Below are 25,118 nucleotides of genomic sequence, written 5' to 3'. Positions count from 1 at the left end.
CGCTAGCTGCGGTCCGGGCGGAGCTCGATGTGGTCCGGGGCCAGGTCGACCGCCAGGCGGTGCTCCATGCCCAGGGCCTCCAGGAACTTCGGGGGCAGCTGGACGCGGCCGGAGCGGTCCAGGACGACGTACTCGCGTTCGCTGATCGACTCCTCGCCGTGCTCGTCGGTGACCAGGCGGCGCAGCACCTCGCTGCTGGTGCGGCCGTCGCGGATCGCCACGGTGCGCCGGACCTCGCCCGCCACCATGGGGTCGTGCGTCACGATGACCACCGTCACGCCGAGTTCCTTGTTCACCGTGCGGAAGGTCTCGAAGACGGCCGCCGCCGTCTCCGAGTCCAGTTCGCCCGTGGGTTCGTCGGCCAGCAGCACCCTGGGGTCGTTCGCCATCGCCACGGCGATCGCGACGCGCTGCTGCTGGCCGCCGGACAGTTCCGCCGGGCGCCGGTGCGCCAGTTCGCCGATGCCGAGGGCGTCGAGGATCTTCCCGACCCGGGCGGCGCGGCGGGCGCCCGCGCCGCGCCGCCCGCCACCGCCCTTCAACTGCATGGGCAGGGCCACGTTCTGCGCGGCCGTCAGGAACGGCAGCAGGTTGCGGGCCGTCTGCTGGAAGACGAACCCGACCGCTTCGCGCCGGTAGCGCAGCCGGTCCCGTGCCGACAGTTCCAGCAGGTCGTAGCCGGCGACCGCCGCGCTGCCCGCCGTCGGGACGTCCAGGCCCGCCAGGATGTTCAGGAGGGTGGACTTGCCGCTGCCCGAGGCGCCCACGAGAGCCACCAGGTCGCCCTGGGCGACCGTCAACTCCAGCCCCTGCAGGGCCTGCACCTCGATGCCGTCCGTGCTGAAGATCCGGACCAGACGGTCGCAGGCGATCGCGGCGTCCATCGCCGGGGTGCGCGGCTCCGCGGCGGCCGTCGCCCGGCGGCGCAGCTCCTCGTACGTCGGCTGGTCGGTGTTCAACGCTGGTCTCCCGCTCTCAACTCGGTGGTGATCTGCCGTCGCCCGGATGTCGCCGCCTCGACGAGCACGGCCGCGGCGACCAGGGCGGCCAGGCCCAGGGCCTGGGTCAGTACGGGCCCCGCGGTGAGCCGTACCCCGGTCGGCACGCTCGCGCCGACCAGCGTGGACAGGTCCATCGCCGGGCCCAGCAACGCCACCGCGGCCGCCGCCACCAGGGCCCCGCCCAGCGTCGCGGCCAGGGTCTGCGGCAGGGTCTCGGCGAGGATCAGCGCCACACCCTGGCGGCGGCGCAGCCCCATGGTGCGCAGCCGGGCCAGCAGCGCCGCACGTTCGGGGACGCTCCGCATCAGCGTCAGCAGTACGGCCAGCAGCGCGAAGCCGGCCGCTCCGGCCACCGAGGCCCAGAAGAGGCGCTCGGCCGACCGCTGCAGCGGATCGGCGCCCAGCTCGGCGACGGCCTCCGCACTGGTGCGTACGGGATACACGTCGTCGGCGGGGTGGGCCGGGGAGGCCGGATCCTGACCCGCCGCGAGTGCCGGAGCCGGAGCCGGGGACGGCGACGGGGCCTGAGCCGATGACGCCGGCGGGAGCGCGGCCCGGACCAGCGCGCGCAGCCGGTCGCCGTCCACGGAACCCAGGGCCAGCCACTGGTTCGGCTGGCCGGCGCCGATGAGGGCCGCCGCCGGGCCCGCCGGCAGCACGACGGTCGCGGCGTCCCGGGCGGGCCGCGCCGGGGTGCAGTCGATCACGCCGGCGACCCGTGCCCGCAGCTCTCCGCCGTTGCCCGGCCGCAGCGTGTACGTGCCCGGACCGGCCAGCCGTGCCAGGCCGGTGCTGAACAGCGCCGGCACGGGCGCGTCGGCGGCCTGCCCGGCTCCCGAGGTCAGCAGGGCGGGGTCGAAGGACCCGCAGCCGAGGGCGCGGGACAGCTCCGCGTACGCGCCCGGCTCGACGACGATCACGGAGACCTGGGTGGAGCGCTGGGTGGTGCCGACGACCGAGGAGTCGTGGTCGATCCACAGCGGCACGGACGTCCGTACGCCGGGCAGCTCGCCCGCGGCTTTCGCGAGCCCGTCCGGGAGCGAGGCCTTCCCGAACGCGGTGATCGCCGCGTCGCCCCCGACCGCCAGCCGGGCCACCCCCAGCCGGTTCGCGTCCACCGAGTCCAGGACGGCGGCCCCGAATCCCCCGGTGGTGATGGCGAGGAGCAGTGCGACCATCGGCAGGACGGAGGGGCCGCCGCGGCCACGGGCCTGCCTCCCCGCCGCCCCCGACCCGCGGGCGGCCCGCGCCAGCCCGAGGAAGCCGACCAGCCCGGAGCGGCGGCCGGCCGCGCGTGCGAGCCAGCCGGTCACGACCGGCTGGAGCCGGGCCAGCAGCAGCGCACCGCACAGCGCGAGCAGCAGCGGCGCCGCGATCAGCAGCGGGTCCGGGTCGCCGCCGGCCGGGGCGACCCCACGGCGGCGGACCTCCAGTACGGCGGCGGCCGTGGCGACGAGGACGAGCAGTTCGGCCAGGGGCCTGCGCCACCGCCCGGCCGGACGCGCCGGGGTCAGCAGTACGGCCGCCCGTACGGGGAAGGCCAGCAGGGCGAGCAGGGCGACCACCGCGGCCGAGAGCAGCGCTGGGGCGAGCCGGGGCGTGGGCAACAGCAGGACGGCGAGCGCGGTGGCGGCCGCGGCCGCCGGGAGCACCGTGACGGCTCCCTCCCCGAGAAGCCGGCCGACGATGCCGGCGCGCGAGCCGCCGCGCGCCAGCAGCAGGCGCAGCTCGGCGTCCCGGCGGTCCCCGGCGAGTGCGCCGGCCAGGCACAGGACCACGAAGGCGACCCCGCCGACCCCGGCGGGTCCGATCAGGGCGAGCGGCGCGGCGGCCTGTCTGCGGTCGTGCGCCTGCTTGAACAGTTCGGGCAGCCACGAGGTGGTCCGCAGCCGCAGGCGGGCGGTCTCCCGGGTGAGGGAGGCGGCGGTGGGCCCGGCCACGTACGAGGCGATCTCCTTCGTCGTGGCGTCGAGACGGTCGGCCCGCAGCCGGCCGACGTCCACCGGAAGCCGCCAGAAGTCCTCGGCGGTGTCGCCCCAGGTGTCCATCCGGCCGAGGTCCCCGGCCCCGATCAGGGCGTCGACGTGCCAGGAGAGGTTCTCCCCGTTGTAGTGCTCACAGGCGCGCGGGAGGCAGTCGAGGCCCACCCAGAAGTCCTCGGCCGGGTCGGGGACCGCGTAGAGGCCGACGACCTCCACGGACGGCGTGCCGTTGACGAGGGGCGTGCTGCTCAGGACGGATCCGAGGCGCGCACCGAGGGTCTCGGCGGCGCGCTGCGAGAGGGCGACCTGCAGCGGCTGATCGTACGCGGCGGAGCGCTCGGGCGCGCCGGCCGGCGGGCGGGTGTCGCTCGGCCAGCGCCCCTCCACCAGCTTCACGTGGGCCGGGGCCTCTTGGACGTACAGCAGGGACATCGCGGGCGGGAAGCCCGACGGGCGGGACAGTTCCGGATTCAGCAGCGGCTGCCGTTTGGTGGTCCGGGTGCCGTGGACCACCGCGTCCGGGTCGACGTGGAAGGTGTCGCCCGTATGGGACAGGAGGCTCTTCAGCGTCCCGTCGAGGGCTTCGGCGCTCTGGCCGCGCACCGGGGCCGGCGCGGTCACCTGCAGGCTGGTGTTGGTGTGCCCGCTGCGCTCCAGGAAGGACCTCAGGGCCTGGTCGGCGCCCCGGTCCTGGGCCCGCGGCAGCGCGGCGGCCAGCAGGACGGCGACGAACGCCAGCGCGGCGGCGAGCAGGGTGCCCAGGGGAGCCGCCCGCAACCGGGTCCTGACCCAGGGCGCGGGCCGCGGGGCGGGCGCGGACGGCGGCGGGGTGGTGGTCACATCTCCTCCACGGGACGCAGCCGGGCGGCGATGTCGCGGCCCCGGGGGCCGCTGAGCAGGGCCGACAACAGGGGAACGGCGGCGATGGCGGCGGCCGTCAGCAGGGTCTGCCAGAACGGCAGGTCCACCCGTACGGGCGGGAAGGGCCGCCCGGCGGCGGGTGTCAGCACGACGAGGGGCGCCATCAGATGGACGAGGGCGACCCCCAGTCCGGTCCCGACGGCGGTCCCGATGACGATCAGCACCCCGCCTTCGGCGGCGGACGCCAGGGCCAGCGACCGGCGCGGGGTGCCGAGCGCGAGCAGCACCGAGAACTCCCGTCCGCGTACACGTCGTTCGGCGGCGGTGGACGTCGCGAAGCCGATGGCGGCCAGGACCGCGCACGCGGCGGCGAGGGCGGCCAGCGCGCTCTGCGGGCCGGCGCTCAGCGGGTCCTCCAGCAGGCGCGCGGTGATCTCCTCACGCAGCTCGACGTGCTCGGTCCTGGACCCTTCGCGCAGCGCGGTCGCCGCGCCGGCCGGGACCGGATCGGCGGCCGAGGCGGCGGGCAGCCACCACTCGGTGGGCGGGGCCGGCACCTGGCCGGCGGACTCCACCAGGAACCGGCCCAGCGTGCGCAGGTCGACGGCGAGACCCGACCGTCCGACCACCGGGAGGGAGTCGACGGCGGCGGTGATCCGCATCGGGACGGTCGCACCGTCGAGCGTGACGGGGACCGTCGCCCCCACGGAGGCGCTGACGGACCGCAGGTAGCCGGTGGTGGCGACCGCCGGGACCGCGGCGGGGGCGGGGGCGGTGGGCGCCGGGAACAGCACGGCGCTGACACCCTTCTCGGTGCCGGCCCCGCCCCAGAACCGGACCTGCAGGTGGTCCGTGGAACCGGCCGGAACCGGGGCGAGCACGGGGGCCCGCAGGTTGCGGGGTCCCTGCGGGGGCGCGGACCGCCAGCCGCCCGTGGCCGCGGATCCGGGCACGGCGACCGCCGTCGCCGCGCCGTCCGCGGTGTCGGAGACGCCGATCCGGCGCAGGGTCAGTTCGCTGCCGTCGCCCGCGGGGCCTTCGTCCCCGGCGTACGAGAGGCGTATCCCCGCCAGGGTCAGCGGGGCCGCGGCCGAACCGACCGGGGCACCGGTCAGGGAGTCCAGGGGGAAGGCGAGCGTGGCGTCGCCGCCGGTGGGCAGCGTGACCGAGGGGGTCCCGTGGGTCGCCCCGAACCGGTCGCGCAGCAGCAGGCTCACGGCGGCCCAGCTCGTACCGGCGGACCGTACCGTCACGCCGAGCTCGACCCGGCGGGGGGAGCCGGGCAGGGCGACACCGGGAGCCTGCCCGGGGCTGGCTCCGGCCGCGTCGGCGGCCACGGGCCCCGTCGGGGCGTCCGGACCCTGCGCGGCGAGCGGGGCGAACAGCTCCCGCATCCCGTGGCCGCCGCGCAGGTCCGCGCGCAGCGGTACCGCTGCGGCCACCTTGGCGGCGTCCACCGCGAGGATGTCGGTGGTGCCACCGCCGGGCACCGGCTGGGCCCGGCGGACCACCGGAATCAGACGGTCCGCGCCCGGCAGTGCCCCGTAGCGTCCGCCCTGCCCCATCGGGGCCATGCTGCTCCCGGAGATCCGCAGGCCGCCCGCGGTCATGAAGTCGGCCTGGTCGCGCTGGGATTCGGACCAGGCGGTGTGCTGGCCGAGGGCCAGGATCCCGCTGGAGACGGCGAGTACGAGCAGCAGTACGGGTCCGGTGGCCCGGCCGGGCCGTCGGGCGAGCTGCCAGCCGAACAGGGCCGGGCCGAGGCTCCGGCCGCGCGCGGCCAGCCCGCCGCCGGCCCGCGCCGCGAACGGCAGCAGCCGCAGGACCAGCAGGGTGCCCCCGCACAGGGCCAGGGTCGGGGCGGCGACCAGGACCGGATCGATGCCGAGCCCGCCGTCGGCGGGGGCGTCGGGCCCCTGGGCGCCCGTGCCTCCGTACTGTGACAGCTGCTGGTAGCCGAGGACCGCGAGGACGATCACGGCCAGGTCCAGGCCGGAGCGGGCGGCGCCCGTCACCAGGGCCTGCCTGCCGCCGGCCCGGCGCAGGACCGCGGCCGAGGCGCCGCGCAGGACGGAGGGCAGGGTCGTCAGCAGGACGCAGGCGAGGGCGCAGCCGGCCGCGACCGGCCAGACCAGCCAGGTGTCCGGGATCTCCAGGTGGACCTGCCCGAGCGGTCCGAACCGGCCGAACAGCCGCAGCAGGGGCGGGGTGAGCAGCGGTGCCAGGACGGCGGCGGGCAGGGCGAGCAGCAGCGACTCGGCCGCGCCGAGTGCGCCGAGGCGCCGGCGGGAGGCGCCGCGCGCGGTGAGCAGGACGCGCTCCGGTTCCTGACGCACGGTCAGGATGTGGGAGACGAGGAGCAGGGCGGCGGTGGACAGGACGGCGAGCTGGAGCGCTCCCACCATCAGGGTGGACCGGGCGACGAGCATGCCGGAGTCCAACTCGGAGATCAGTTTCGGCAGTTCGGTTGCGGCCCGGAGGGAGGTGGTGCGTTCGAGGGCGTCCCCGGCGGGCTTCGCCGCGGTCCCGACGGCCTCGGCCTCGGGGATGCGGATCGTGCGCAGGTCCGGGGTCAGCAGGGTGAGGCGGTAGTTCTGCAGGAGGCCGCCGGTCGTGAAGGCGCTGTCGTCCACCAGGAGCGGGCCGTAGGTGGCGAGGGAGCCGGACTGGATCTCCCGCCCGCCGAGCGGGTCCAGCCGCCAGTACCCGGCGTCCGGATCGGAGGCCCGGTACACGCCGGTGACCAGCACGGTCAGCGCGGCGCCGTCGAAGCGGTCGTCCAGCCGGACCGGTGCGGGCAGCGCGGACTCGGCCAGGCCGAGCCGGGCCAGCGCCGCGCGCGGCACGGCCACCTGCATCGGTGCGGCCGGGGTGCCGGTCCCGGTGGCGGTGACCGGTGCGGGCCACTGGCCCGCGAGCAGCTGGACGTGCTCCCGGCCGAGTGCGGCGAGCAGGGTCAGGTCGGCGTCGTGGCCGGAAGCGGCCGCGCCGGGGAGTCCGTAGGAACGGCTGCGGGCCACGCTCTCGGCGGTGACCGGAAGCCGCCCGAACACCTCGTCCGCGTAGGCCTGGAGGGACTCGTCGTCCTTGGCGCGGGAGGAGGCCGGATGGCCGCTGGTGACCACGACGGTGGTCCGGGCCTGTTCCGAGCCGGTCAGGGCCTGCCGGAGCCCCTCCTGCTCCACGCCGCGGGTGAATGCCGTCAGCGCGGTCAGGGCGGTCGCGGTGATCAGTACGGTGAGCAGTACGGCGACGGCGAGCGGCCATCGCCCGCGCAGTCGGCGCACGACGAAGCCGAGCACGTGTTGGATTCCCTCCCCCGTCCGGACCTTCGGTACCGGATAGCGGACGATGCTGTCAGATTCGAGCCAGAGAGGGAAGGGGCTTGCGTGATGGGTGCGGTAGATGCGCAAATGCGATCAGAAAGCAACTCGACGGGGGAGTGCAGGCGATGAGTGACAACCATCAGGAACCGGTGGCGGCGGCGGTTCCGGAGGTCCCGGCGGCCCGGGAAGGCGCCACCCCTCCGATCGTGGTGGTGGACGACCTGCACCACAGCTTCGGCAGCGGACCCCAGGCCGTCCACGCCCTGCGCGGCGTGTCCTTCGAGGTCCGCCGCGGCGAACTCACCGCGCTCAGGGGCCGGTCGGGCTCCGGCAAGACCACCCTGCTCAACCTCGTGGGCGGCCTGGACGCCCCCACCAGCGGCCGGATCACCCTCGACGGCACCGACCTGGCGACGCTCGACGAGGCGGACCTGCTCGCCCTGCGCCGCGACCGCATCGGCTTCGTCTTCCAGTCCTTCGGCCTGATCCCCGTCCTCACCGCCGCCGAGAACGTCGGCGTCCCGATGCGACTGCGCCGCATGCCCGCCAAGGAGCGCGAGGAGCGCGCCCGGACCCTGCTCGCCCTGGTCGGCCTCGCGGACCACGCCGAGCAGCGCCCCGGCGAGCTCTCCGGCGGCCAGCAGCAGCGCGTCGCGGTGGCCCGCGCCCTGGCCAACGAGCCCGACCTGATCATCGCGGACGAACCCACGGGTCAGCTCGACTCGGAGACGGGCCGGTCGATCATGGAACTGTTGCGTGCGGTCGTACGGAGCGAGTCGGTCACCATCCTGGTCGCCACCCACGACCCGAACCTGATCGAACTCGCCGACCGCGTCGTGGAACTGCGCGACGGCCGCGTCGTCGGGACCGAAGCGGGCGAGGTGGCCGAGGTGGTCAGCCGGTGACGGTGACCGCGGCAGTGACGGTGGCCGCGACGGTGACCGTGCCGCAGGGCAGGCTCGGGATCACGCGTCAGGCCGCTCCGTCGCGTGGATGTCGACCGTCCGGCCGTCGGGATCCGTGAGCAGGTGGCGCCCGGGCGCGAGCGGCGGGGTCGCGTCGGCGCCGCCGAGGGTGAGCCCCAGGCGGAGGGCACCGGTCTCGCGGTCGGGGCGGGCGGGGTAGAGCTCGACGACCGCACCGTCCGCCAGCGTGGCCGCGTAGTGGCGCGGGCCCCGTCCGCGCTGCTCGCTCGTGAAGCGCAGGCCCAGGTCCTCGTAGAAGCGCCGGCACTCTTCGAGCCGGGGCGAGTACAGGACGATCAGCGTGGCGCGAATGCCGATCGGGTCGCTCATGGGGCTCCGGCTCCTGGCGGGTGTGGGTGGTGTACGGAAGGGGCCGTACGGAAAGTGCCGTACGGATGGCGCTCGTTGCCGGTCCGCCGGGTGGTGCGATGGGGCGATGTCCGGGCCCCGCCAGCATAGTTACCGCTCCGGGCCACAGGCGCCGGAAGCCCCGCCCCTGAGGCACCCCCGGCCCGGCGCGATGCCCCGGCCGGTTCAACTGCCGTTCACGCCACGCTCGCCGGGCCTCTCTACCCTCCTCCTGTCCTTCACCCGACCGAGGGGAACCCGGTGTCCTTCGCCCTTTCCGTCCGCACGGCCGCCCTGCCCGCCGCCGTCCTGGCCGCACTGGCCCTGCCGGCCGCTCCGGCCCACGCCGCGGCCGTATCCGTCACGGCCACCGTGGAGACCGCCCCGGTCTCGCACAGCGGCGACGCCGCCGACGACCCCGCCATCTGGGTCCACCCGACCGATCCCGCCAAGTCGGTGGTCGTCGCCACGGACAAGAAGGGCGCGCTGGAGGTCTACGACATGACCGGCGCCCGCATCCAGCGGATCACCGGCGACTACGGCAACAACGTCGACCTGCGCGGCAACATAGTGGTCTCGGCGGACGACGAGGCCGCCGACGGCAACGGCGCCATGCACATCTACCGCATCGACCCCGCGACCCGGCAGCTCAAGCGGTTGAAGGACGTGCCCACCGAGGTCACGGCGCACGGCATCTGCCTCTACACCTCCCCGGCCTCGGGCAAGCTCTACGCCTTCCCCAACTCCACCTCCGGCCGCGTCGAGCAGTGGGAGCTCGCCGTCAACGGCGATGCGGTGACGGCGACTTCCGTCCGCCTGTGGGACGCCGGCTCCGCCGTCGAGGGCTGCTACGCCGACGAGACCACCGGCAAGCTCTACCTCGGCGAGGAGGACGTCGGCGTGTGGGTGTACGGAGCCGAGCCCACTGCCGGCACCAGCCGCACCAAGCTCGACTCCACCGGCTCCGGCGGCCACATCACCGCCGACACCGAGGGCATCACCGCCGCCGGGAACCGGATCTACGTCTCCTCCCAGGGCAGCAACGACTTCACCGTGTACGACCGCACCACCCGCGCCTACCTCGGCCGCTTCTCCGTCTCCAACGGCACCGCGGCCGACGACTGCGAGGACACCGACGGCATCGACGCCACCGCGGCCAACCTCGGCCCGGCCTTCCCCCAGGGCGTCTTCATCTGCCAGGACGGCTCCAACGGCGCCCCCGGCACCAGCGGCAACCAGAACTTCAAGTTCGTCCCGCTGCAGCGCATCACCGCCCGGTTCGGCTGATCGCCCCGGGCGCCGGCGGTCCCGCCGGCGCCCGTCCGAGCCGTGCCGTGCCCGCGCGCGGCGTCAGCGCCGGAGCACCTTGCGGGACACCACGTTGCCGAGCAGCTGCGCCGACTGGACGAGTGCGATCAGCACGAGCACCGTCACCACCATCACCGAGGTGTCGAAGCGCAGGTAGCCGTAGGTCATCGCCAGGTTGCCGACGCCTCCTCCGCCGACCGTGCCGGCCACCGCCGAGAAGTCGATCAGCGCGACGAGCATGAAGGTCAGGCCGAGCACCAGGGGTCCGAGGGCCTCGGGGACCAGGACCGTGAGCATGATCCGCAGCGGGCTCGCGCCCATGGAGCGCGCTGCCTCGATCACACCGGGTTCGACGGACAGCAGGTTGGACTCCACGATGCGGGCGACCCCGAAGGTCGCGACGACCGTCATCGGGAAGATCGCGGCGTTCGTTCCGATCATCGTGCCGACCACCCCGCGCGTGACCGGGGCGAGCGCGACGATCGCGATGATGAAGGGGACGGGCCGGATGATGTTGATGAGCAGGCCCAGGACCGTGTGCACGATCCGGTTGGGCAGGACGCCGCCCTTGCGGGTGGCGTAGAGGGTGAGCCCCACCGTCAGTCCGCTGACGGTCGACAGCGCCAGGGTGATGAGCACCATGTAGACGGTCTCGCCGGTGGCGTCGAGGACCTTGGGCCAGAACGTGCTCCAGTCGGCCTTCACCGGACACCCGCTTCCGCACGGTCCGGGACGGAGAGCGCGGCGACGACGGCATCGACGGCGCCGGCTTCGCCGCGCAGTTCCAGGGTCACGCTGCCCAGGGGACGTCCCCGTACCTCGGCGATGCCTCCGTGGACGAACGTGAACTCGACGCCGTGGACGTGCAGGACCTCCGAGAGGCCGTCCAGGGAGGGGCTGCCGTCGGCGACGGGCAGTGTGATCAGACGGCCGGGGTGGCGGGCGCGCAGCCGTTCCAGGAGTGCCTCGTCCGGCTCGCTGTGGCGGGCGGAGCGGACGAAGGCGGCGGTGGTCGCGTGGCGGGGCCGCGCGAAGACCTCGTACACCTCGCCGCTCTCGACGACCTTGCCGTCCTCCATGACCGCGACGCGGTCGCACAGGGTCCGTACGACCTCCATCTCGTGGGTGATGAGCACGATCGTGACGCCCAGCTCGCGGTTGACGCGGCGCAGCAGGGCCAGCACCTCGCCCGTGGTCTGCGGGTCGAGGGCGGAGGTCGCCTCGTCGCACAGGAGGACCTTCGGACGGGTGGCGAGCGCGCGGGCGATGCCGACGCGCTGGCGCTGGCCGCCCGAGAGCTGTTCGGGGTAGCGCTTTCCGTGCCCGGAGAGGCCGACGAAGTCCAGCGTCTCCTCGGCGCGGGCCCGGGCCGCCGCGCGGTCCATCCCGGCGAGGCGCAGCGGGTAGAGCACGTTGCCGAGGACGGTGCGCGAGCGGAACAGGTTGAACTGCTGGAAGATCATGCCGATGTCGCGGCGGAGGGGGCGCATGCGGCGCTCGCCGAGGGCGGAGATGTCCTGGCCGTCGAGGAGGACGCTGCCCGAGGTCGGCTCCTCCAGGCCGTTGACCAGGCGCAGCAGGGTGGACTTGCCCGCACCGCTGTGGCCGACGACCCCGAAGACGCTGCCCGCCTCGACGGACAGGGTGACTCCGTCGACGGCGCGCGCTCCGCCCGGGAACTCCTTGTGGACGTCGCGCAGTTCCACGGCCGCTGTCATCGCTTCAGCTGCTTCTGGATGCGGGCGACCTCGGCCTGGAGGTCGGCGGCGGGCAGCTCGACGTGGTGCGCGGTGCCGTTGCTGGTGCGGCGGACCTCGTCCTGCACGGCCTGGGAGCCGTACAGCTCGACGATCTTCCGGTAGTCCGCGTTGTCCTTCTGGTTCGCGCGGGCGGCGATGACGTTCAGGTACGGGACGGACTGCGGGGCGGCGGGATCGTCCTTGAACAGCGCGGTGTCGGCGGCTATGCCGGCGAGCTCGGCGACGCCGTCGTTGATGATCGCGGCGTCCGTGTCCTTGAGGGTACGGGGGGTCTGCTGGGCGTTCACCGGCGTGAGCTTGACGTGCTTCGGGTTGGCGGTGATGTCGTCGGGCGTGGCGAAGAGCCCGGCGTCCTTCCGCAGCTCGATGAGCTTCGCCTGCTCCAGCACGCGCAGTCCGCGGCCCTGGTTGGCGGGGTCGTTGGGCAGGGCGATCTCGGCCCGGTCGGGGAGGTCCGCGAGCTGCTTGTGCTTGCTGGAGTAGAGGCCGAGGGGGACCACCGTGGTCGCGGCGATGGGGGCGATGTCGGCCTTGTTCTCGGTGTTCGACTGCGCGAGGAAGACCAGGTGCTGGAAGGCGTTGAGCTCGATGTCGCCCGCGCTGAGGGCCTTGTTGGGCAGCGAGTAGTCGTCGAACACGACCGTCTCCACGGTGAGGCCCTCCTTCTTGGCCTCCTTCGCGAGGACGTCCCATTCCGGGGAGTCGCCGGAGACGCCGACCCGGATGCGGTGGGCGTCTCCGCCTCCGGTGCCGCAGCCGGACACGAGGAGCGCGAGGACGGTGGCGGCGGATGCGGCGAGCAGGGTACGTCGGCGCGGGAGTGCAGAAATCATTGTGTGATCCATGTGCAGAGGAAGAGTCGAACGAGCGATGAATGGATCGTAGATCGAATTCGCCTTGCAACCTTCGAATGTGAGGTTCTATTCATGATTCTGCAATGAATAGAAGGGTGCCGGTGGGAAGTTCGAAGAAACTCGCGTCGCGGCCCCCGTCAGGGCCGGACGGGCCACCGCCGGCCCGTGCCCGGCCGTGTCGCCACCGGCATCGCCGGCGCTCCTGCCATCGTGGGGCCACCGCGCCCAGTCGTCCCCGAGAGGTCCCTCCATGTCCCCACGCCCGTACGGCCACGCCCGCCGGATCCGCCCGTCACTGCGCCTGGCCGCCGCCACCGCCGTGTGCGGCGCCCTGCTCGGCGCCACCGTGCAGCCCGCGCAGGCCGGAGCCGACCGCACCCCCGCGCCCACGTCCCCCCTCAACCGGGAACTGCGGGAGCTCGTGGAACGCCCCGACGGGCCGCCCGGCGTCATCGCCGTCCTGCGCGACGGCGACCGTACGACGGTCTACCGGGCGGGTGTGGCCGACGTGGAGAGCGGCCGACCGCCGCGGGCGACCGACCACATGCGGATCGCCAGCGTCGCCAAGGCCTTCAGTGGAGCGGTGGCCCTGGGGCTCGTCGACCGCGGCCGACTGCACCTGGACGACACGATCGGCGAGGTGCTGCCCGCCCAGCCGACCGCATGGCATGAGGTGACACTGCGTCAACTGCTCAACCACACCAGCGGGTTGCCCGACTACTCGGCGTCCCGCGGGTTCGTCGACATCATCTCCGAGGACCCCCGCCACCGGTTCGAGTCCCGGCGCCTGCTGGAGTTCGTCGCCGGCGAGGACCTCGCCTTCCGGCCGGGCAGCCGCTACCAGTACTCCAACTCCGACAACATCGCCATCGCCCTGATGGCCGAGGCCGCCACCGGACGCCGGTACGAGGCACTGCTGCGCGAGCTCGTCTACGAGCCGCTGGGCCTGAACGAGACGAGCCTGCCCCAGGGCTACCGGCTGCCCGTACCCTTCCTCCACGGCTACCAGATCGACCCGCAGACCGGACCCGTCGACGTCAGCGAGGCCATCAGCGCCTCGGGGGCCTGGGCGGCCGGGGGCATCGTCTCGACGCCGAAGGACCTGACCGCGTTCATCCGGGGCTACGCGGGCGGCTCGCTCGTCTCGGAGCGCACCCGCCGGCAGCAGTTCACCTTCATCCGCGGCGCACTGTCCCAGCCCCCCGGCCCCGGCCGCACTGAGGCCGGCCTGGCCATCTACCGCTACACCACACGCTGCGGAACGGTCTACGGCCACACCGGCAACACCCCCGGCTACACACAGCTGGCGGCGGCCACGAAGGACGGCCGGCGCTCACTGACCTTCTCGATCACCACGCAGACGTCCCTCGACACCAACCCCGACCTGCTCGCACGGGTCCGCAAGGTCCAGGAGGACTTCGTCTGCGCCCTGCTGCGCTACTGACCCCGACGGCCACGAAGACGGGCCCGGCCCGCGCCCCATCGGCCGCGCCCGCGCCGTCACTCCTCCCGCGCGGGCAGGCCGGCGAGGCCGGTGTCGCGCAGGATGCGTCCGACGGTGTCGTCGAGTCCGCTCGCCGCGCCGATGACCGTCTCCACCCCGCCGGGCAGCAGGTCGAGCGGCCGGTACCAGGAGCTGAGTTCCGCCTCGGAGACCTCGTCCGCGATCGGCTTCGTCGCGTGCCGGGCGAGCGTCGCCTCGAAGGGCACGTCCAGGTAGTAGCCGTGGGTCGGGCCGCGGTGGTCGGCGCGCAGCCGGGCGAGCATGCCGCCGTAGTGGTCGGCGTAGAGGATGCCCTCGACGACCACGTGGTAGCCGGCGTCGAGGGAGTACCGCGCGACCGTGTCGATCAGGCCGATGTTCGCGCCGTCCGGCCGGTCGCGTTCGCGCAGGACGACACGGCGCAGGACGTCCTGGCCGACCAGGGCCAGGCCGCGCCCGAACCGCTCGCGCAGGCCGGCCGCGACCGACGACTTGCCCGAGGCGCTGTTCCCGCGCAGCACGACCAGCCGGGTGTCCGGGGTGCCCACCATCATCCGCGCAACGCTACCCGCCGGCGCCGCCGTGAAGGGGGCGGTCGTCACCTTCCGCGCCCGCTCGTTCACCGGATTCCCTTCACCCGGAGCGCTGGCGCGAAGGCGGCGTAATCTGGTCGAACCGCCACAGAATGCGCGTACGAGGAGCACGGTGCGCCGCCCACGCCGTGCCCCCCTCGCGAACGATCCAGGGAGGCGGCGCGTGACCGATCCGTTCGGCTTCCTCAGGATCCCCCGCGAGGCCGTCCCGGCCCGTCCCGTCGAGGAACGGCTGGGGGACTGGCGCGAGGTCCACGCGGGCCAGGCGCTGCTGCCGCTCGTCTCCCGGCAGGCCGACCGCTGCATGGACTGCGGCATTCCGTTCTGTCACACCGGCTGTCCCCTGGGAAACCTCATACCCGAGTGGAACGCGTACGCCGCCCACGGCGACTGGCGCGCGGCGTACGAGCGGCTGCACGCGACCAACAACTTCCCGGAGGTCACCGGCCGGCTCTGCCCGGCCCCCTGCGAGGACGCCTGCGTCCTGACGATCAACGCGGACCCGGTGACCATCAAGAACGTCGAGCAGGCGATCGCGGACGAGGGCCTGCGGCGCGGCTACCTCACCCCGCGTCCGCCGGAGAAGCAGACCGGCAAGACGGTGGCCGTCATCGGCTCCGGTCCGGCCGGACTCGCGGCAGCGCAGCAGCTGACCCGGGCCGGGCACGCCGTCACGGTCCACGAACGGGCCGACCGGATCGGCGGGCTGCTGCGCTACGGCATCCCCGAGTTCAAGATGGAGAAGATCCACCTGGACCGGCGCATCGAGCAGATGCGGGCCGAGGGCACGGTGTTCGTCACGGGCACGGACATCGGCTGTGCGGCCGGCCCCGCAGCCGGCCCCGCGGTGGGCCCCGCGGTGAGCCCCGGCGGGGCGGCCTCCACCAGCGCCGCCGAGCTGCGCGGCCGGTGCGACGCCGTCGTCGTCGCGATCGGCGCCGGCGAGCGCCGGGAACTACCGGTCCCCGGCCGCGGCCTGCACGGCATCCACCAGGCCATGGAGTACCTGACCTGCGCCAACCGGGTGCGGGAGGGCGACTACGCCGTGTCGCCCGTCACCGCCGAGGGCCGGCACGTCGTCATCGTGGGCGGTGGCGACACGGGCTCCGACTGCCTAGGGACCGCCCTGCGACAGGGCGCGATCTCCGTGGTCCAGCTCGACATCAACCCCGAGCCCGGCACGGGCCGGACCGACGGCGAACCCTGGCCGGTGTACCCGAGGACGTACCGGATCTCCCACGCCCACGAGGAGGCCCGCGGGTGCGAGGGCCGCGACCCCCGGCTGTTCTCCTCCGCCACCCTGCGCTTCGAGGGGGACGCCTCGGGCCGGGTCCGGGCGCTGCACCTGACCGCCGTCGAGCCGGTGGCCCGCAGTCCCCTCGTCGGCACCGAGCACGTCATACCGACCGGACTGGTGCTGCTGGCCCTCGGCTTCTCGGGCCCCGAGCGGGCCGGCGGCCTGCGCGAGCAGCTGGGGCTGGAGCTCGACGAGCGCGGGAACTTCGCGCGGGACGCCGGCTTCGCGGCGGGCGGCGGAAGGGCGCCGGGAGTGTTCGTCGCCGGCGACGCGGGCCGCGGCCAGTCGCTGGTGGTGTGGGCCATAGCCGAGGGCCGGGCGGTGGCCGCCGCCGTGGACCGCTACCTGACCGGCTCCACCTGCCTCCCGGCTCCGGTCGCCGCCCATGACCGCCCGATGACGGCTCTGGGGCGCATGCGCTACGGGGAGTTCTAGGCGGGCGCACGCGGTGCGGGGCCGCCACCGGATGGGGTGGCGGCCCCGCACCGCGGCGAACCGTCCTACTGGCCTCACGCGTTGGGGATCGTCAGATCGCCGGAGTGGGGCAGGCCGGGGATGTCGGGGACACCCGGGAAGCCGGGAACACCGGGGAAGCCGGGGATGTCAGGGACGTTGGGGGTCTCCGGGGCGGGCTTCGCCAACGGGTCGTCGCAGGGCGCGGCGAAACAGACCCAGGTATGGCTCTTGGACGGTTCGTAGCGCACGCCACCGTCAGTGCCCGCTTCCGTGCCGGTGCCGGTGCCGGTGCCGTCACCGTCGCCGAAGAGGAAGCCACCACCCCGGCCGATGAGGTTGAACTTCTCGCCGGAGTCGTCCTGGCCCTGGTCGGAGCCGAGGAGGGACTTCCCGCCGGGTTGGACGAGCAGGAGGTTGCCCTTGTTGTCGCTGCCGCCCTGATCATCGGGGGCCACGACGCGGTCATCGGCCACGGCGGCCCGCGGGGCCGCCGGGGCGGCGGCGAACGCGCTGGTCGGGACCAGCGCGCCGCCCACGACCACGACGGTCGAAGCGGCCAGGGCGAAGAAGCGCGGGGTGCGGAAGAGGTGGGTCATGGAAGCTCCCGGGTTCGAGGTGGGGAAGGGGAACATCCAGTAGGCCCCGGCCCGCCCCGCACGGTCACGTCCCTGAAACCCGTGGCTTGACGTAAGCGGAGCACCCCGCTATCCGCGTACGCCCCTCCGGCCGGCCCGTCGTGGGGCCGACCGGAGCTCCGCCGGTGTGCGCCGCAGGCTCAGCGGGTCGCGAGGAGGGTGAGGGTGTCGATCACGCGGTTCGAGAAGCCCCACTCGTTGTCGTACCAGGCGACCACCTTGACGTGGCGGCCGTCGACGCGGGTCAGCTCCGAGTCGAAGATCGACGAGGCGGGGTTGCCCGTGATGTCGGACGACACCAGCGGGTCGTCGGAGTACTCCAGCACGCCGGCCAGCGGACCCTGCGCCGCGGCGCGGTACGCCTCCAGGATCTGCTCGCGCGTCACCTCGCGGGCGACGGTGGTGTTGAGCTCGACGATCGAGCCCACCGGGACCGGTACGCGGATCGAGTCGCCCGACAGCTTGCCTTCGAGCTGCGGCAGCACCAGGCCGATCGCCTTCGCGGCTCCGGTCGAGGTCGGCACGATGTTGACGCCGGCGGCGCGGGCGCGGCGCGGGTCGCGGTGCGGGCCGTCCTGCAGGTTCTGCTCCTGCGTGTAGGCGTGCACCGTCGTCATGAAGCCGTGCTCGATGCCGGCGAGGTCGTCCAGTACGGCGGCCAGCGGCGCGAGCGCGTTGGTCGTGCACGAGGCGTTCGAGACGATGGTGTGCAGCGCCGGGTCGTACGTGTCGGAGTTGACCCCGAACGCCAGGGTGACGTCGGCGCCGTCGGACGGCGCGCTGACCAGTACCTTCCGCGCACCCGCCTTGACGTGGGCGCGGGCGGCCTCGGCCGAGGTGAAGCGGCCGGTGGCCTCGAGCACGATGTCGACCCCGAGCTCGGCCCACGGCAGCTGCGCCGGTTCCCGCTCGGCGAGCACCTTGATGCGGTGCCCGTCGACGACGAGGACGTCCCCGTCGACGGTCACCGGACGGCCGAGCCGGCCCGAGGTGGTGTCGTACGCGAGCAGTCGAGCGAGGGTGGCGGGCTCCGTCAGGTCGTTCACGGCGACGACCTCGAGGTCGCTGTCGCGTTCGAGGAGCGCGCGCAGCACGTTGCGCCCGATGCGGCCGAATCCGTTGATGGCAATGCGAGTCATGAGCGATGTCCCTTTCGTTCGCCATCAGGTTCGCGCCCGGCGCGTGCCCGCGACAGCGGCGTGATCGCCATGGTTCAAAAGGATCCCGCCACGGCGCAGTGGCGGACGGATCGCAGGTCGGCCCGCTATTCGCCCCGGGTGAAGGTGCGCCGGTACTCGGTCGGGGTGGTGCCGAGGATCCGCTGGAAGTGCAGGCGCAGGTTCGCGCCGGTGCCCAGACCCACGTCGGCGGCGATCTGCTCGATGCCGCGCTGCGAGCGTTCGAGCAGCTCACGGGCCACGTCGACGCGGGCGCGCATGACCCACTGCATCGGCGTGTACCCGGTGTCCTCCGCGAAGCGTCGCGAGAACGTACGGGGCGAGACACCGGCGTGCCGGGCCAGTGCCTCGAGCGTGAGGGGCTCGCCGAGCCGGTGCAGCGCCCATTCGCGTGTGGCGGCGAACCGCTCGCCGAGCGGCTCGGGCACGCTGCGCGGCACGTACTGCGCCTGGCCGCCGCTGCGGTAGGGGGCGGCGACCAGGCGCCGGGCCGCGTGGTTGGAGGCGGACACGCCGATGTCGCCCCGCAGGACGTGCAGGCACAGGTCGATGCCGGAGGCGGCGCCGGCCGAGGTCAGCACGCTGCCCTCGTCGACGAAGAGCACGTTCTCGTCGACCCGGACCAGCGGATGCTTCGCCGCGAGTGCCCGGGCGTAGTGCCAGTGGGTCGTGGCGCGTCTGCCGTCGAGCAGGCCCGTGGCGGCGAGCGCGAACGCGCCCGTCGAGATGGCGGCGAGCCGCGCGCCCCGCTCGTGGGCGGCGATCAGCGCGTCGATGACGGCCCGCGGCGGATCCTCGCGGTCCGGGAACCGGTAGCCGGGGACGAACACGATGTCGGCCCACGCGAGGGCCTCCAGCCCGTGGGTCACGTGGTACGCCAGACCGTCCCCGCCGGCCACGAGCCCGGGCGCCGCCCCGCACACCCGCACCTCGTACGGCATGCTCGCCCGGGTCGTGAAGACCTGCGCGGGGATGCCGACGTCGAGCGGTTTCGCGCCCTCGAGGACGAGGACGGCGACACGGTGGAGACGGGAGCGGGAGGCTGACACGGCTCGAGGGTACGCGGCACCGGGCCCGGCCCCCGCGCCGCCACCGCCGTCGGTGCTCGGGGCCTTTCGCGTCCTCGGTTCAGCCGCCGGAGCGCTCGTCGAGGAGCGGGGCGAGGCCGTCGAGGAGGCGCTGGAGACCGAACTCGAAGAGGGCGTCGAGGTCGAGGTCGTAGCCGGCCGCGGCCAGGCGGGAGAGCGCGGGGAACCGGCCGGTGCCCAGCACCGCCAGGAGCGCCGGCTCCTGGGTGTCCATCCACTCCTCGCTGTCGAGGCCGCTGTGAGCCTCCGCCTCCCGCTCCGTCTCCAGGTTGACGGCGATGCCACGGGAGTAGTTCAACAGCATGAGGTGCGCGGTGAAGGCGGACTGGAGGTCGAGTCCGTGCGCGTGCAGGGTGGCGAGCATCCACTCGCTGTACGGCAGCGCCGAGACGATCATCTGGGGGCGGGTCACCGACAGGGCCGGCGCGAGCCACGGGTGGCGGCGGAACAGGTCCCAGAGCTGCCGGGCCGCCAGTTCGACCGCCTCCCGCCAGCCCTCCGGAGCATCGGCGGGCAGCGGGTGCTCCGCCATGACTCCGTCCATCATCCGCATCAGCAGGTCGTCCTTGTCGGCCACGTGCCGGTACAGCGACATGGTCGCCACCCCCAGCTCGGCGGCCACCCGGCGCATCGAGACGGCGGCCAGCCCCTCCGTGTCGGCGACGGTGACGGCCGCACCGACGATCCGGCCGAGCGTGAGAGCCGCCTGCACCGAGGGCGCGTCGGACGGTGCGCCCGGGCGTGCGGCGCCGGCGGGCCGGGCGGCCCGCACCGGGCGGCTCGGGGCGGCCACGACCGTCCCGACGCCCGGGACGGCGCGCACCATGCCCTCGCGGCGCAGTTCGGAGAGCACCTTGGTCGCGGTCGCCATGGCGACGCCCCAGTGCCGGGTGATCTCGCGGGTCGAGGGCACGCGATCGCCCGGCGCCAGTTCACCCGACTCGATCCGTCGCCGAAGCTCGTCGACGATCCGGCTGTAGCGCGGTACCGCCTGTCCGCCCACCGAGACTCCTCCGCACTAGTGCACCTGGATGGGTGTCATCCTAGCGGCCGACATCGGGCGATCCCTGTCCACCCGCATCCCTCCCGCCTTTCCGCACTAGTGCAGCACTTCCCAATCATGGCTATCCACAAGGGATTTCATGCTTGCATGCCCGATTGTGTACGGCGTACCTTCGTGCCATGCCGAACAACGAGGTACTCATCTGCGGCGCAGGCATCGCAGGGCCCGCGCTGGCGTACTGGCTACGCACAGCAGGCTTCGCGGTCACGATCGTGGAGCGCGCGCCGGCGCCCCGGCCGGGTGGGCAGACCGTGGATCTGCGCGGCGCCGGCCGCACCGTGATCGAACGGATGGGCCTGATGGACCGGGCCAGGGCCGAGTGCGTGGACCAGCGCGGCCTCGCCCTCGTCGACACCATCGGCCGGACCACCGCCCGACTGCCCGCCGACAGCTTCGGCGGCGAGGGGATCGTCTCCGAGATCGAGATCCTCCGCGGCGACCTCGCCCGGCTGCTGTACGAGGCGACCCTGCCGGACACCGAGTACCTCTTCGACGACACCGTCACCGGGATCGACCAGGACGCGGACGCGGTCACCGTTACCTTCGAGAAGGCCGCGCCGCGCCGGTTCGCGCTCGTCGTCGGCGCGGACGGGCCGCACTCCGTGGTGCGTGCCCTGTCCTTCGGGTCGGAGCGGGATTTCGTCCACCCGATCGACCTCTATACCAGCTGGTTCACCGTCCTCGACGACCTGGACCTCGACGGCTGGTTCCTGATGCACAACGCGCCCGGAGGGCTGGTCGTCTCCGCCCGGCCCGGCCGCCTCCCCGGCGAAATCAAGGCCGGCTTCAGCTTCCGCTCGCCACCGCTCGCGTACGACCGCCGCGACGTCGCCGCCCAACAGGAGCTCGTGGCCCGGCGCTTCGCCCACGTCGGCTGGGAAACCCCACGCCTGCTGCGCGGGATGCACACCGCCTCGGACTTCTTCTTCGACTCCATGGGCCAGGTCCGCCTCGACAGCTGGTCGCGCGGCCGCGTGGCGCTGCTCGGCGACGCCGGATACTGCGCGACGCCGCTGACCGGCCTCGGGACCAGTCTCGCCCTGGTCGGCGCCTACGTCCTGGCCGGGGAACTCGCCGCAGCCGAGGGCGACCACGCCGTCGCCTTCCGCCGCTACGACACGGTGATGCGCCCGTACGTGAGCCAGGCGCAGCAGCTGCCGCCCGGCGGCGCCGTCGGGTACGCGCCGTCGGGCCGGCTCGGCATCCGGCTGCGCGACCTCTCGATGCGGTCGATGACCCGCTGGCCGATGCGGAACGTGTTCGCGGCGCAGTTCGCCAAGGCGGGGGACATCGCACTGCCCGAGTACGGTCTCGCGCGCGCCGTGCCGGAGGAGTGACCGGCGACAGGGTGCTGCGGAGCGCACCGCCGGGGATGCGCTCCGCAGTGCCTCACGTCGTCAGCGGTCTTGGGAGAGCTCGTACAGCTCGCGGAACCGGCCCCCCTTCAGGGACACGAGCTGGTCGAAGGGGCCTTGTTCCACGATGCGGCCGCTGTCGAGGACGACGATGCGGTCGGCGAGGCGGCAGTTCTCCATCCGGTGCGTGACGATCACCGTGATCCGGTCCTCCTTCATGTCCCGCAGGCCGGAGAAGACCATGTGCTCCCCGCGGGGATCCATGGCGCTCGTCGGTTCGTCCATGACCAGCAGGCCCGGCCTGCGGTGGAAGGCACGGCCGCAGGCCAGCCGCTGCCACTGGCCGCCGGAGGGCTCGTGGCCGCCCCAGACCGAACGGGCCAGCAGCGTGTCGAGCCCGTCGGGGAACTCCTCGACGGTCGTCCGCATGCCCACGGCGTCCAGCGCCTCCCACACGGCCTCCTCGCCGCGGGGGTCCGGCTGGCCGAGGGTGATGTTCTCCCGCGCGGAGAAGGGCCAGTACCCGTAGGACTGGGTGACGAGGCCGACGTGCGCCCAGGCGGAGCGCTGGTCCGCGTCGGATGTGGGCACGCCGTCCCAGGAGACGGTGCCGGAGGTCGGGGCGGTCAGGGAGGTCAGCAGGCGGATGAGGGTGGACTTGCCGGCGCCGTTCTCGCCGATGACGGCGACGACCTCACCGCGGGCCAGCGTCAGGGAGACGGGGCCGAGGGCGGGGGCGTCCTTGCCGGGGTAGGTGTACGAGGCCTCCTCCAGCCGGATCTTCTCCGGAGCGCTCTCCATCACCTGCGGGCCGCGCGGGCCGGACTTCTCGGCGGCCTCCTTGACGAAGGCGGTGTAGTCGCCGAGGTAGAGCGCGTGCTGGAACATGGCCGCCCCGTAGACGACGAGCTGCGACAGGGCGGCGGTGGAGGTGCGCATGGCGACGATGGCCGTGCCGGCGGCGGCGATGGCCATGTAGCCGCCGATGACGAGGCCGCCGAGCGCCCCGTACGTCGCCACGACGAAGACCCCGGAGGCGGTGGAGGCGATCAGGTAGACCCTGAGGTAGCGGGGCGCGGAGCTGACCATCCTGGAGTCGATGCGCTCACAGACGGCCGCGTACCAGTGGTGGGCGTACGGCCGCATGCTGTTGCCGCGCAGCTCGTCGGCGAGCTTGGGGGTGGTCAGGTGCCAGCGCATCATGTGCTTGATGTTCCGGGAGGCGATCGTCTGGTTGTGGAGGCGGTAGTCGAGGCGGGCGGCGTACACGGAGCCCAGGCCGCGGGGGACCACCGACAGCAGGAGCAGCGGGAGGAGCGCGGGGTGGACCACGGCGAGGACCGACGCGACCGCGACCATGTCGATCATGCCGCCGGTGAAGCCGAGGGCGTCCTGGAGGAGCATGGCGGAGCGGGCGGAGCCGGTCTCGGCGGCCTCCGAGCGCTCGGTGAAGTCGGGGGCGTCGTAGGCGGCGAGCTCCACGTCCATGTGGGCGTCGACCATGGCGAGGTCGGCGAGGGTGGCCATGCCGGGGTTGAGGCGGCGGGCGGCACTGCCGGAGGCGATGGAGGCCAGGGCGCCGAGGGCGGTCATCGCACCGGCGACGACCAGGGGCCAGGCGGCGGCCGAGATGCGTTCCTGGACGCCGTCGCCGGCCAGGAGCGGGACCATCGCCTGCGAGATCGCGGCGAGCGCCGCCGCCGTACAGATCCCGCCGAGGATCTGGGCGGCGACCAGTACGTGGAAGGCGGTGCGGTTGACGGCGAGGGCGAGCCGCGCGGTCTGCCGGAGGGCGGAGGGGACGCGGCGGGCCATCCGGCCGAGCGACAGCGCCTCCATGGTCTCGTTGTGCTGGCCCCAGGTGTACGTGAACTCCGGAGGCGCGGGTGGAGCGGGTGGCGCGGTCGGGGCGGGTGGGGCGGCGGTCTTCTTTTCCTCGGCCTGCTGCTCGGACATGCTCTTTCTCCTTCAACCGGGTTGCTGTGGAGGCCAGTTCGGCTGCACCCGCGCAGGGCGAGGAGGCCCGGGACCGCGGTGTGCGGAGGGGCCGTCGCGGGGTCGCTGCAACTGGGGGAGTGAGTACAGCGCAGGCCGGCGGCCGGAGCAGCGGGATCTGGCCGACCTCGCCGCGGCGGCCCCCTTGGCACGGCCGCTGATCGCGTCCGGGTGCCGCCGGGCTCCCGGACCGTGGGGGAGGTCAGGTTGGCCGGAACCTGCCGGTGCGGGGGTCGGGTCCTCGGAAATCGCTTGCGGGCTGCGACGCGGCCCCCGCGCGAGCGGAGGAGCCGCGGCCCGAGGGCGATCCGGCGGCTGCCCGCCGGCGGCCGGGTGGCGGCCATGTGTCCGGGCAAGGCAGGCTGTACTCATGAGAGCGCCCTTGCGCTCGCCCCCGGGACCGGGAGCCGGCGGTCACCACCAGGTCCTTTTCGTGATCGCGGAGTGCGTGCCCTTCGCGATCGCCCTGCTGGTGCTCTTCATCGAGCTCACGCCGCTGCACGTCGTGTACACCGGCCCGATGCTGGTCGCGACGCCCGCGCTGGCCGCGGTGACGATGGGCCCCAAGGGCACGCTCGCGGCGACGGCGGTGGCCGTCGCGGTCAGCGTGACCACCGCCACCCACAACAACGCCTGGGGTGGCCAACAGGTCTACACCAACTTCCTCGCCCTGTCCCTGGTCTCGGCGGCGAGCGTCATGACGAGCGGCGCCGCGCGCACGCGCCGGGAGAGCGAGCTCAACCAGGTCCGCCGGATCGCCGTCGCGGCCCAGGAGGCCCTGCTGCGGCCCGTCCCGGACCGGCTGGGCCCCGTACGGGCGGCCAGCATGTACCTGGCGGCCGAGTCGGGCGCGCTCATCGGCGGAGACCTGTACGACGTGGTCCAGACCCGGTACGGGGTCCGGATGATCGTCGGGGACGTCCGGGGCAAGGGGCTGCCCGCGGTGCGGGCCGCCGCGGTCGTGCTGGGCGCGTTCCGGGAGTCGGTGCACTACGAGGACGACCTGGTGGAGGTCGTCAACCACTGCGGGGCGGCCCTGCGGCGGGACGCCGCCGTCGCGGGCGCGAGCGAGAACGCCACCGAAGGCGACGACACGCTCCTGGAGGCGTTCGTCACCGCGATCGTCGCCCAGATCCCGGACGGCCCCCAGGTCGAGGTGATCAACCGCGGCCACCCGCCTCCGCTGCTGCTGAGCAACGGCACGGTCGTCTCCCTGATGCCCACCCTCCCCCTGCCGCCGCTCGGTCTCGAGGAGTTCATCAGCGGACCTCCCGGGCGGACGGACCACTATCCGTTCGCACCGGGTGACCGGCTGCTGCTCTGCACCGACGGCGTCATCGAGGCCCGCGACCGCGACAACGTCTTCTTCGACCTCCCCGAGGCCATGGTGAGCATGCGCGACCACACACGGTCGGCGTTCCTGGAAGGCCTGCACCAGGCCTTGCTCCGCCACACCCAGAGCCGCCTGGCGGACGACGTGGCGATCATCCTCGTCGACCGCCGCGAGGACGAGGCGCACCCGCCGGCCACGGACCCGACCTGCCCGACCTAGACCGCCCGGACGTGCTCC

19 protein-coding genes are annotated in these 25,118 nt (G+C 73.8%); 6 read left to right on the top strand and 13 right to left on the bottom strand.

Annotated features, from left to right (window positions below; translation table 11 throughout):
- Nucleotides 1-2: 2 nt before the first annotated feature.
- Genes ACFYZ4_RS09920 through ACFYZ4_RS09910 form a run of 3 tightly spaced genes read right to left on the bottom strand, consistent with a single transcriptional unit; the run spans nucleotide 3 to nucleotide 7,146 of the window.
- On the bottom strand, nucleotides 3-959 hold the full coding sequence (locus tag ACFYZ4_RS09920) for an ABC transporter ATP-binding protein (protein ID WP_390783525.1): 957 nt from the start codon (nucleotides 957-959) through the stop codon (nucleotides 3-5).
- Nucleotides 956-3,823, bottom strand: coding sequence for a hypothetical protein (locus tag ACFYZ4_RS09915; RefSeq protein WP_390783524.1), 2,868 nt, complete (start codon nucleotides 3,821-3,823; stop codon nucleotides 956-958). The genes ACFYZ4_RS09920 and ACFYZ4_RS09915 overlap by 4 nt, the downstream gene beginning before the upstream one ends.
- Nucleotides 3,820-7,146 carry an FtsX-like permease family protein gene (locus ACFYZ4_RS09910; protein ID WP_390783523.1) on the bottom strand — a complete coding sequence of 1,109 codons (3,327 nt, stop codon included), beginning with the start codon at nucleotides 7,144-7,146 and terminating at the stop codon, nucleotides 3,820-3,822. The genes ACFYZ4_RS09915 and ACFYZ4_RS09910 overlap by 4 nt, the downstream gene beginning before the upstream one ends.
- Before the next feature lie 149 nt (nucleotides 7,147-7,295).
- On the opposite strand from ACFYZ4_RS09910, the gene ACFYZ4_RS09905 reads away from it, so the two are divergent.
- Nucleotides 7,296-8,075 (top strand): ABC transporter ATP-binding protein, encoded by a 780-nt coding sequence (locus ACFYZ4_RS09905; protein WP_390783522.1) that lies wholly within the window; start codon nucleotides 7,296-7,298, stop codon nucleotides 8,073-8,075.
- A 60-nt stretch (nucleotides 8,076-8,135) separates the two neighbouring features.
- Here ACFYZ4_RS09905 and ACFYZ4_RS09900 read toward each other — a convergent pair whose 3' ends face one another.
- Nucleotides 8,136-8,465, bottom strand: coding sequence for a VOC family protein (locus ACFYZ4_RS09900; protein ID WP_390783521.1), 330 nt, complete (start codon nucleotides 8,463-8,465; stop codon nucleotides 8,136-8,138).
- Between the two features lie 279 nt (nucleotides 8,466-8,744).
- Between ACFYZ4_RS09900 and ACFYZ4_RS09895 the strand changes: the two genes are divergently transcribed.
- Entirely contained in the window at nucleotides 8,745-9,770 is a 1,026-nt protein-coding gene (locus ACFYZ4_RS09895) for a phytase (RefSeq protein WP_384342907.1), read from the top strand.
- Between the two features lie 63 nt (nucleotides 9,771-9,833).
- On the opposite strand, the gene ACFYZ4_RS09890 is transcribed toward ACFYZ4_RS09895, so the two are convergent.
- From ACFYZ4_RS09890 to ACFYZ4_RS09880, 3 genes are read right to left on the bottom strand one after another with little or no spacing between them, the layout of a single operon-like run.
- A complete protein-coding gene (locus tag ACFYZ4_RS09890) occupies nucleotides 9,834-10,496 on the bottom strand; it encodes a methionine ABC transporter permease (protein WP_390783520.1) in 663 nt (220 codons plus the stop codon).
- Nucleotides 10,493-11,509, bottom strand: a complete 1,017-nt coding sequence (locus ACFYZ4_RS09885) for a methionine ABC transporter ATP-binding protein (protein WP_390783519.1) — start codon at nucleotides 11,507-11,509, stop codon at nucleotides 10,493-10,495. Before ACFYZ4_RS09885 ends, ACFYZ4_RS09890 begins: the two co-directional genes overlap by 4 nt.
- Nucleotides 11,506-12,384 (bottom strand): MetQ/NlpA family ABC transporter substrate-binding protein, encoded by an 879-nt coding sequence (locus tag ACFYZ4_RS09880; protein WP_351295191.1) that lies wholly within the window; start codon nucleotides 12,382-12,384, stop codon nucleotides 11,506-11,508. Before ACFYZ4_RS09880 ends, ACFYZ4_RS09885 begins: the two co-directional genes overlap by 4 nt.
- Before the next feature lie 271 nt (nucleotides 12,385-12,655).
- Between ACFYZ4_RS09880 and ACFYZ4_RS09875 the strand changes: the two genes are divergently transcribed.
- Nucleotides 12,656-13,849, top strand: coding sequence for a serine hydrolase domain-containing protein (locus ACFYZ4_RS09875; protein WP_390783518.1), 1,194 nt, complete (start codon nucleotides 12,656-12,658; stop codon nucleotides 13,847-13,849).
- A 56-nt stretch (nucleotides 13,850-13,905) separates the two neighbouring features.
- Here ACFYZ4_RS09875 and ACFYZ4_RS09870 read toward each other — a convergent pair whose 3' ends face one another.
- Nucleotides 13,906-14,439 carry a kinase gene (locus tag ACFYZ4_RS09870; protein ID WP_384342951.1) on the bottom strand — a complete coding sequence of 178 codons (534 nt, stop codon included), beginning with the start codon at nucleotides 14,437-14,439 and terminating at the stop codon, nucleotides 13,906-13,908.
- A 205-nt stretch (nucleotides 14,440-14,644) separates the two neighbouring features.
- Here ACFYZ4_RS09870 and ACFYZ4_RS09865 point away from each other — a divergent pair, with 205 nt between their 5' ends.
- A complete protein-coding gene (locus tag ACFYZ4_RS09865; RefSeq protein ID WP_390783517.1) occupies nucleotides 14,645-16,213 on the top strand; it encodes a glutamate synthase subunit beta in 1,569 nt (522 codons plus the stop codon).
- Between the two features lie 74 nt (nucleotides 16,214-16,287).
- Here ACFYZ4_RS09865 and ACFYZ4_RS09860 read toward each other — a convergent pair whose 3' ends face one another.
- From ACFYZ4_RS09860 to ACFYZ4_RS09845, 4 genes are all read right to left on the bottom strand, one after another.
- Nucleotides 16,288-16,830, bottom strand: a complete 543-nt coding sequence (locus ACFYZ4_RS09860) for a hypothetical protein (protein ID WP_390783516.1) — start codon at nucleotides 16,828-16,830, stop codon at nucleotides 16,288-16,290.
- A 179-nt stretch (nucleotides 16,831-17,009) separates the two neighbouring features.
- Complete coding sequence (gene gap, locus ACFYZ4_RS09855; RefSeq protein WP_351301536.1) at nucleotides 17,010-18,008, bottom strand: type I glyceraldehyde-3-phosphate dehydrogenase; 999 nt, start codon at nucleotides 18,006-18,008, stop codon at nucleotides 17,010-17,012.
- Between the two features lie 125 nt (nucleotides 18,009-18,133).
- The gene (locus ACFYZ4_RS09850; RefSeq protein WP_390783515.1) at nucleotides 18,134-19,096 is read right to left on the bottom strand and encodes a GlxA family transcriptional regulator; all 963 of its coding nucleotides are present in this window, start codon (nucleotides 19,094-19,096) and stop codon (nucleotides 18,134-18,136) included.
- Nucleotides 19,097-19,175: 79 nt separating this feature from the next.
- The gene (locus ACFYZ4_RS09845) at nucleotides 19,176-20,138 is read right to left on the bottom strand and encodes a TetR/AcrR family transcriptional regulator C-terminal domain-containing protein (protein WP_390783514.1); all 963 of its coding nucleotides are present in this window, start codon (nucleotides 20,136-20,138) and stop codon (nucleotides 19,176-19,178) included.
- Nucleotides 20,139-20,317: 179 nt separating this feature from the next.
- Between ACFYZ4_RS09845 and ACFYZ4_RS09840 the strand changes: the two genes are divergently transcribed.
- Nucleotides 20,318-21,535: an FAD-dependent monooxygenase gene (locus ACFYZ4_RS09840; protein ID WP_390783513.1), complete on the top strand. Its 1,218-nt coding sequence runs from the start codon at nucleotides 20,318-20,320 to the stop codon at nucleotides 21,533-21,535.
- Nucleotides 21,536-21,595: 60 nt separating this feature from the next.
- Here ACFYZ4_RS09840 and ACFYZ4_RS09835 read toward each other — a convergent pair whose 3' ends face one another.
- A complete protein-coding gene (locus ACFYZ4_RS09835) occupies nucleotides 21,596-23,509 on the bottom strand; it encodes an ATP-binding cassette domain-containing protein (protein ID WP_390783512.1) in 1,914 nt (637 codons plus the stop codon).
- Between the two features lie 409 nt (nucleotides 23,510-23,918).
- On the opposite strand from ACFYZ4_RS09835, the gene ACFYZ4_RS09830 reads away from it, so the two are divergent.
- The gene (locus tag ACFYZ4_RS09830; protein WP_351301550.1) at nucleotides 23,919-25,100 is read left to right on the top strand and encodes a PP2C family protein-serine/threonine phosphatase; all 1,182 of its coding nucleotides are present in this window, start codon (nucleotides 23,919-23,921) and stop codon (nucleotides 25,098-25,100) included.
- Nucleotides 25,101-25,118: the final 18 nt, after the last annotated feature.

The sequence above is a fragment of the Streptomyces sp. NPDC001513 genome (assembly GCF_042894695.1).
In the GTDB taxonomy this organism is placed as follows: Bacteria; Actinomycetota; Actinomycetes; order Streptomycetales; family Streptomycetaceae; genus Streptomyces.
Note: the sequence above shows the minus strand (reverse complement) of the source record. Positions and strands in the feature narration are given on the sequence as shown.

Excerpts from the sequence above, each read along its gene's own strand:
- ACFYZ4_RS09905 (WP_390783522.1), top strand. The coding sequence starts at position 7,296 with ATGAGTGACAACCATCAGGAACCGGTGGCGGCGGCGGTTCCGGAGGTC.
- ACFYZ4_RS09900 (WP_390783521.1), bottom strand. The coding sequence starts at position 8,465 with ATGAGCGACCCGATCGGCATTCGCGCCACGCTGATCGTCCTGTACTCG.
- ACFYZ4_RS09885 (WP_390783519.1), bottom strand. The coding sequence starts at position 11,509 with ATGACAGCGGCCGTGGAACTGCGCGACGTCCACAAGGAGTTCCCGGGC.
- ACFYZ4_RS09880 (WP_351295191.1), bottom strand. The coding sequence starts at position 12,384 with ATGATTTCTGCACTCCCGCGCCGACGTACCCTGCTCGCCGCATCCGCC.
- ACFYZ4_RS09875 (WP_390783518.1), top strand. The coding sequence starts at position 12,656 with ATGTCCCCACGCCCGTACGGCCACGCCCGCCGGATCCGCCCGTCACTG.
- ACFYZ4_RS09870 (WP_384342951.1), bottom strand. The coding sequence starts at position 14,439 with ATGGTGGGCACCCCGGACACCCGGCTGGTCGTGCTGCGCGGGAACAGC.
- ACFYZ4_RS09860 (WP_390783516.1), bottom strand. The coding sequence starts at position 16,830 with ATGACCCACCTCTTCCGCACCCCGCGCTTCTTCGCCCTGGCCGCTTCG.
- gap (WP_351301536.1), bottom strand. The coding sequence starts at position 18,008 with ATGACTCGCATTGCCATCAACGGATTCGGCCGCATCGGGCGCAACGTG.
- ACFYZ4_RS09840 (WP_390783513.1), top strand. The coding sequence starts at position 20,318 with ATGCCGAACAACGAGGTACTCATCTGCGGCGCAGGCATCGCAGGGCCC.
- ACFYZ4_RS09835 (WP_390783512.1), bottom strand. The coding sequence starts at position 23,509 with ATGTCCGAGCAGCAGGCCGAGGAAAAGAAGACCGCCGCCCCACCCGCC.
- ACFYZ4_RS09830 (WP_351301550.1), top strand. The coding sequence starts at position 23,919 with ATGAGAGCGCCCTTGCGCTCGCCCCCGGGACCGGGAGCCGGCGGTCAC.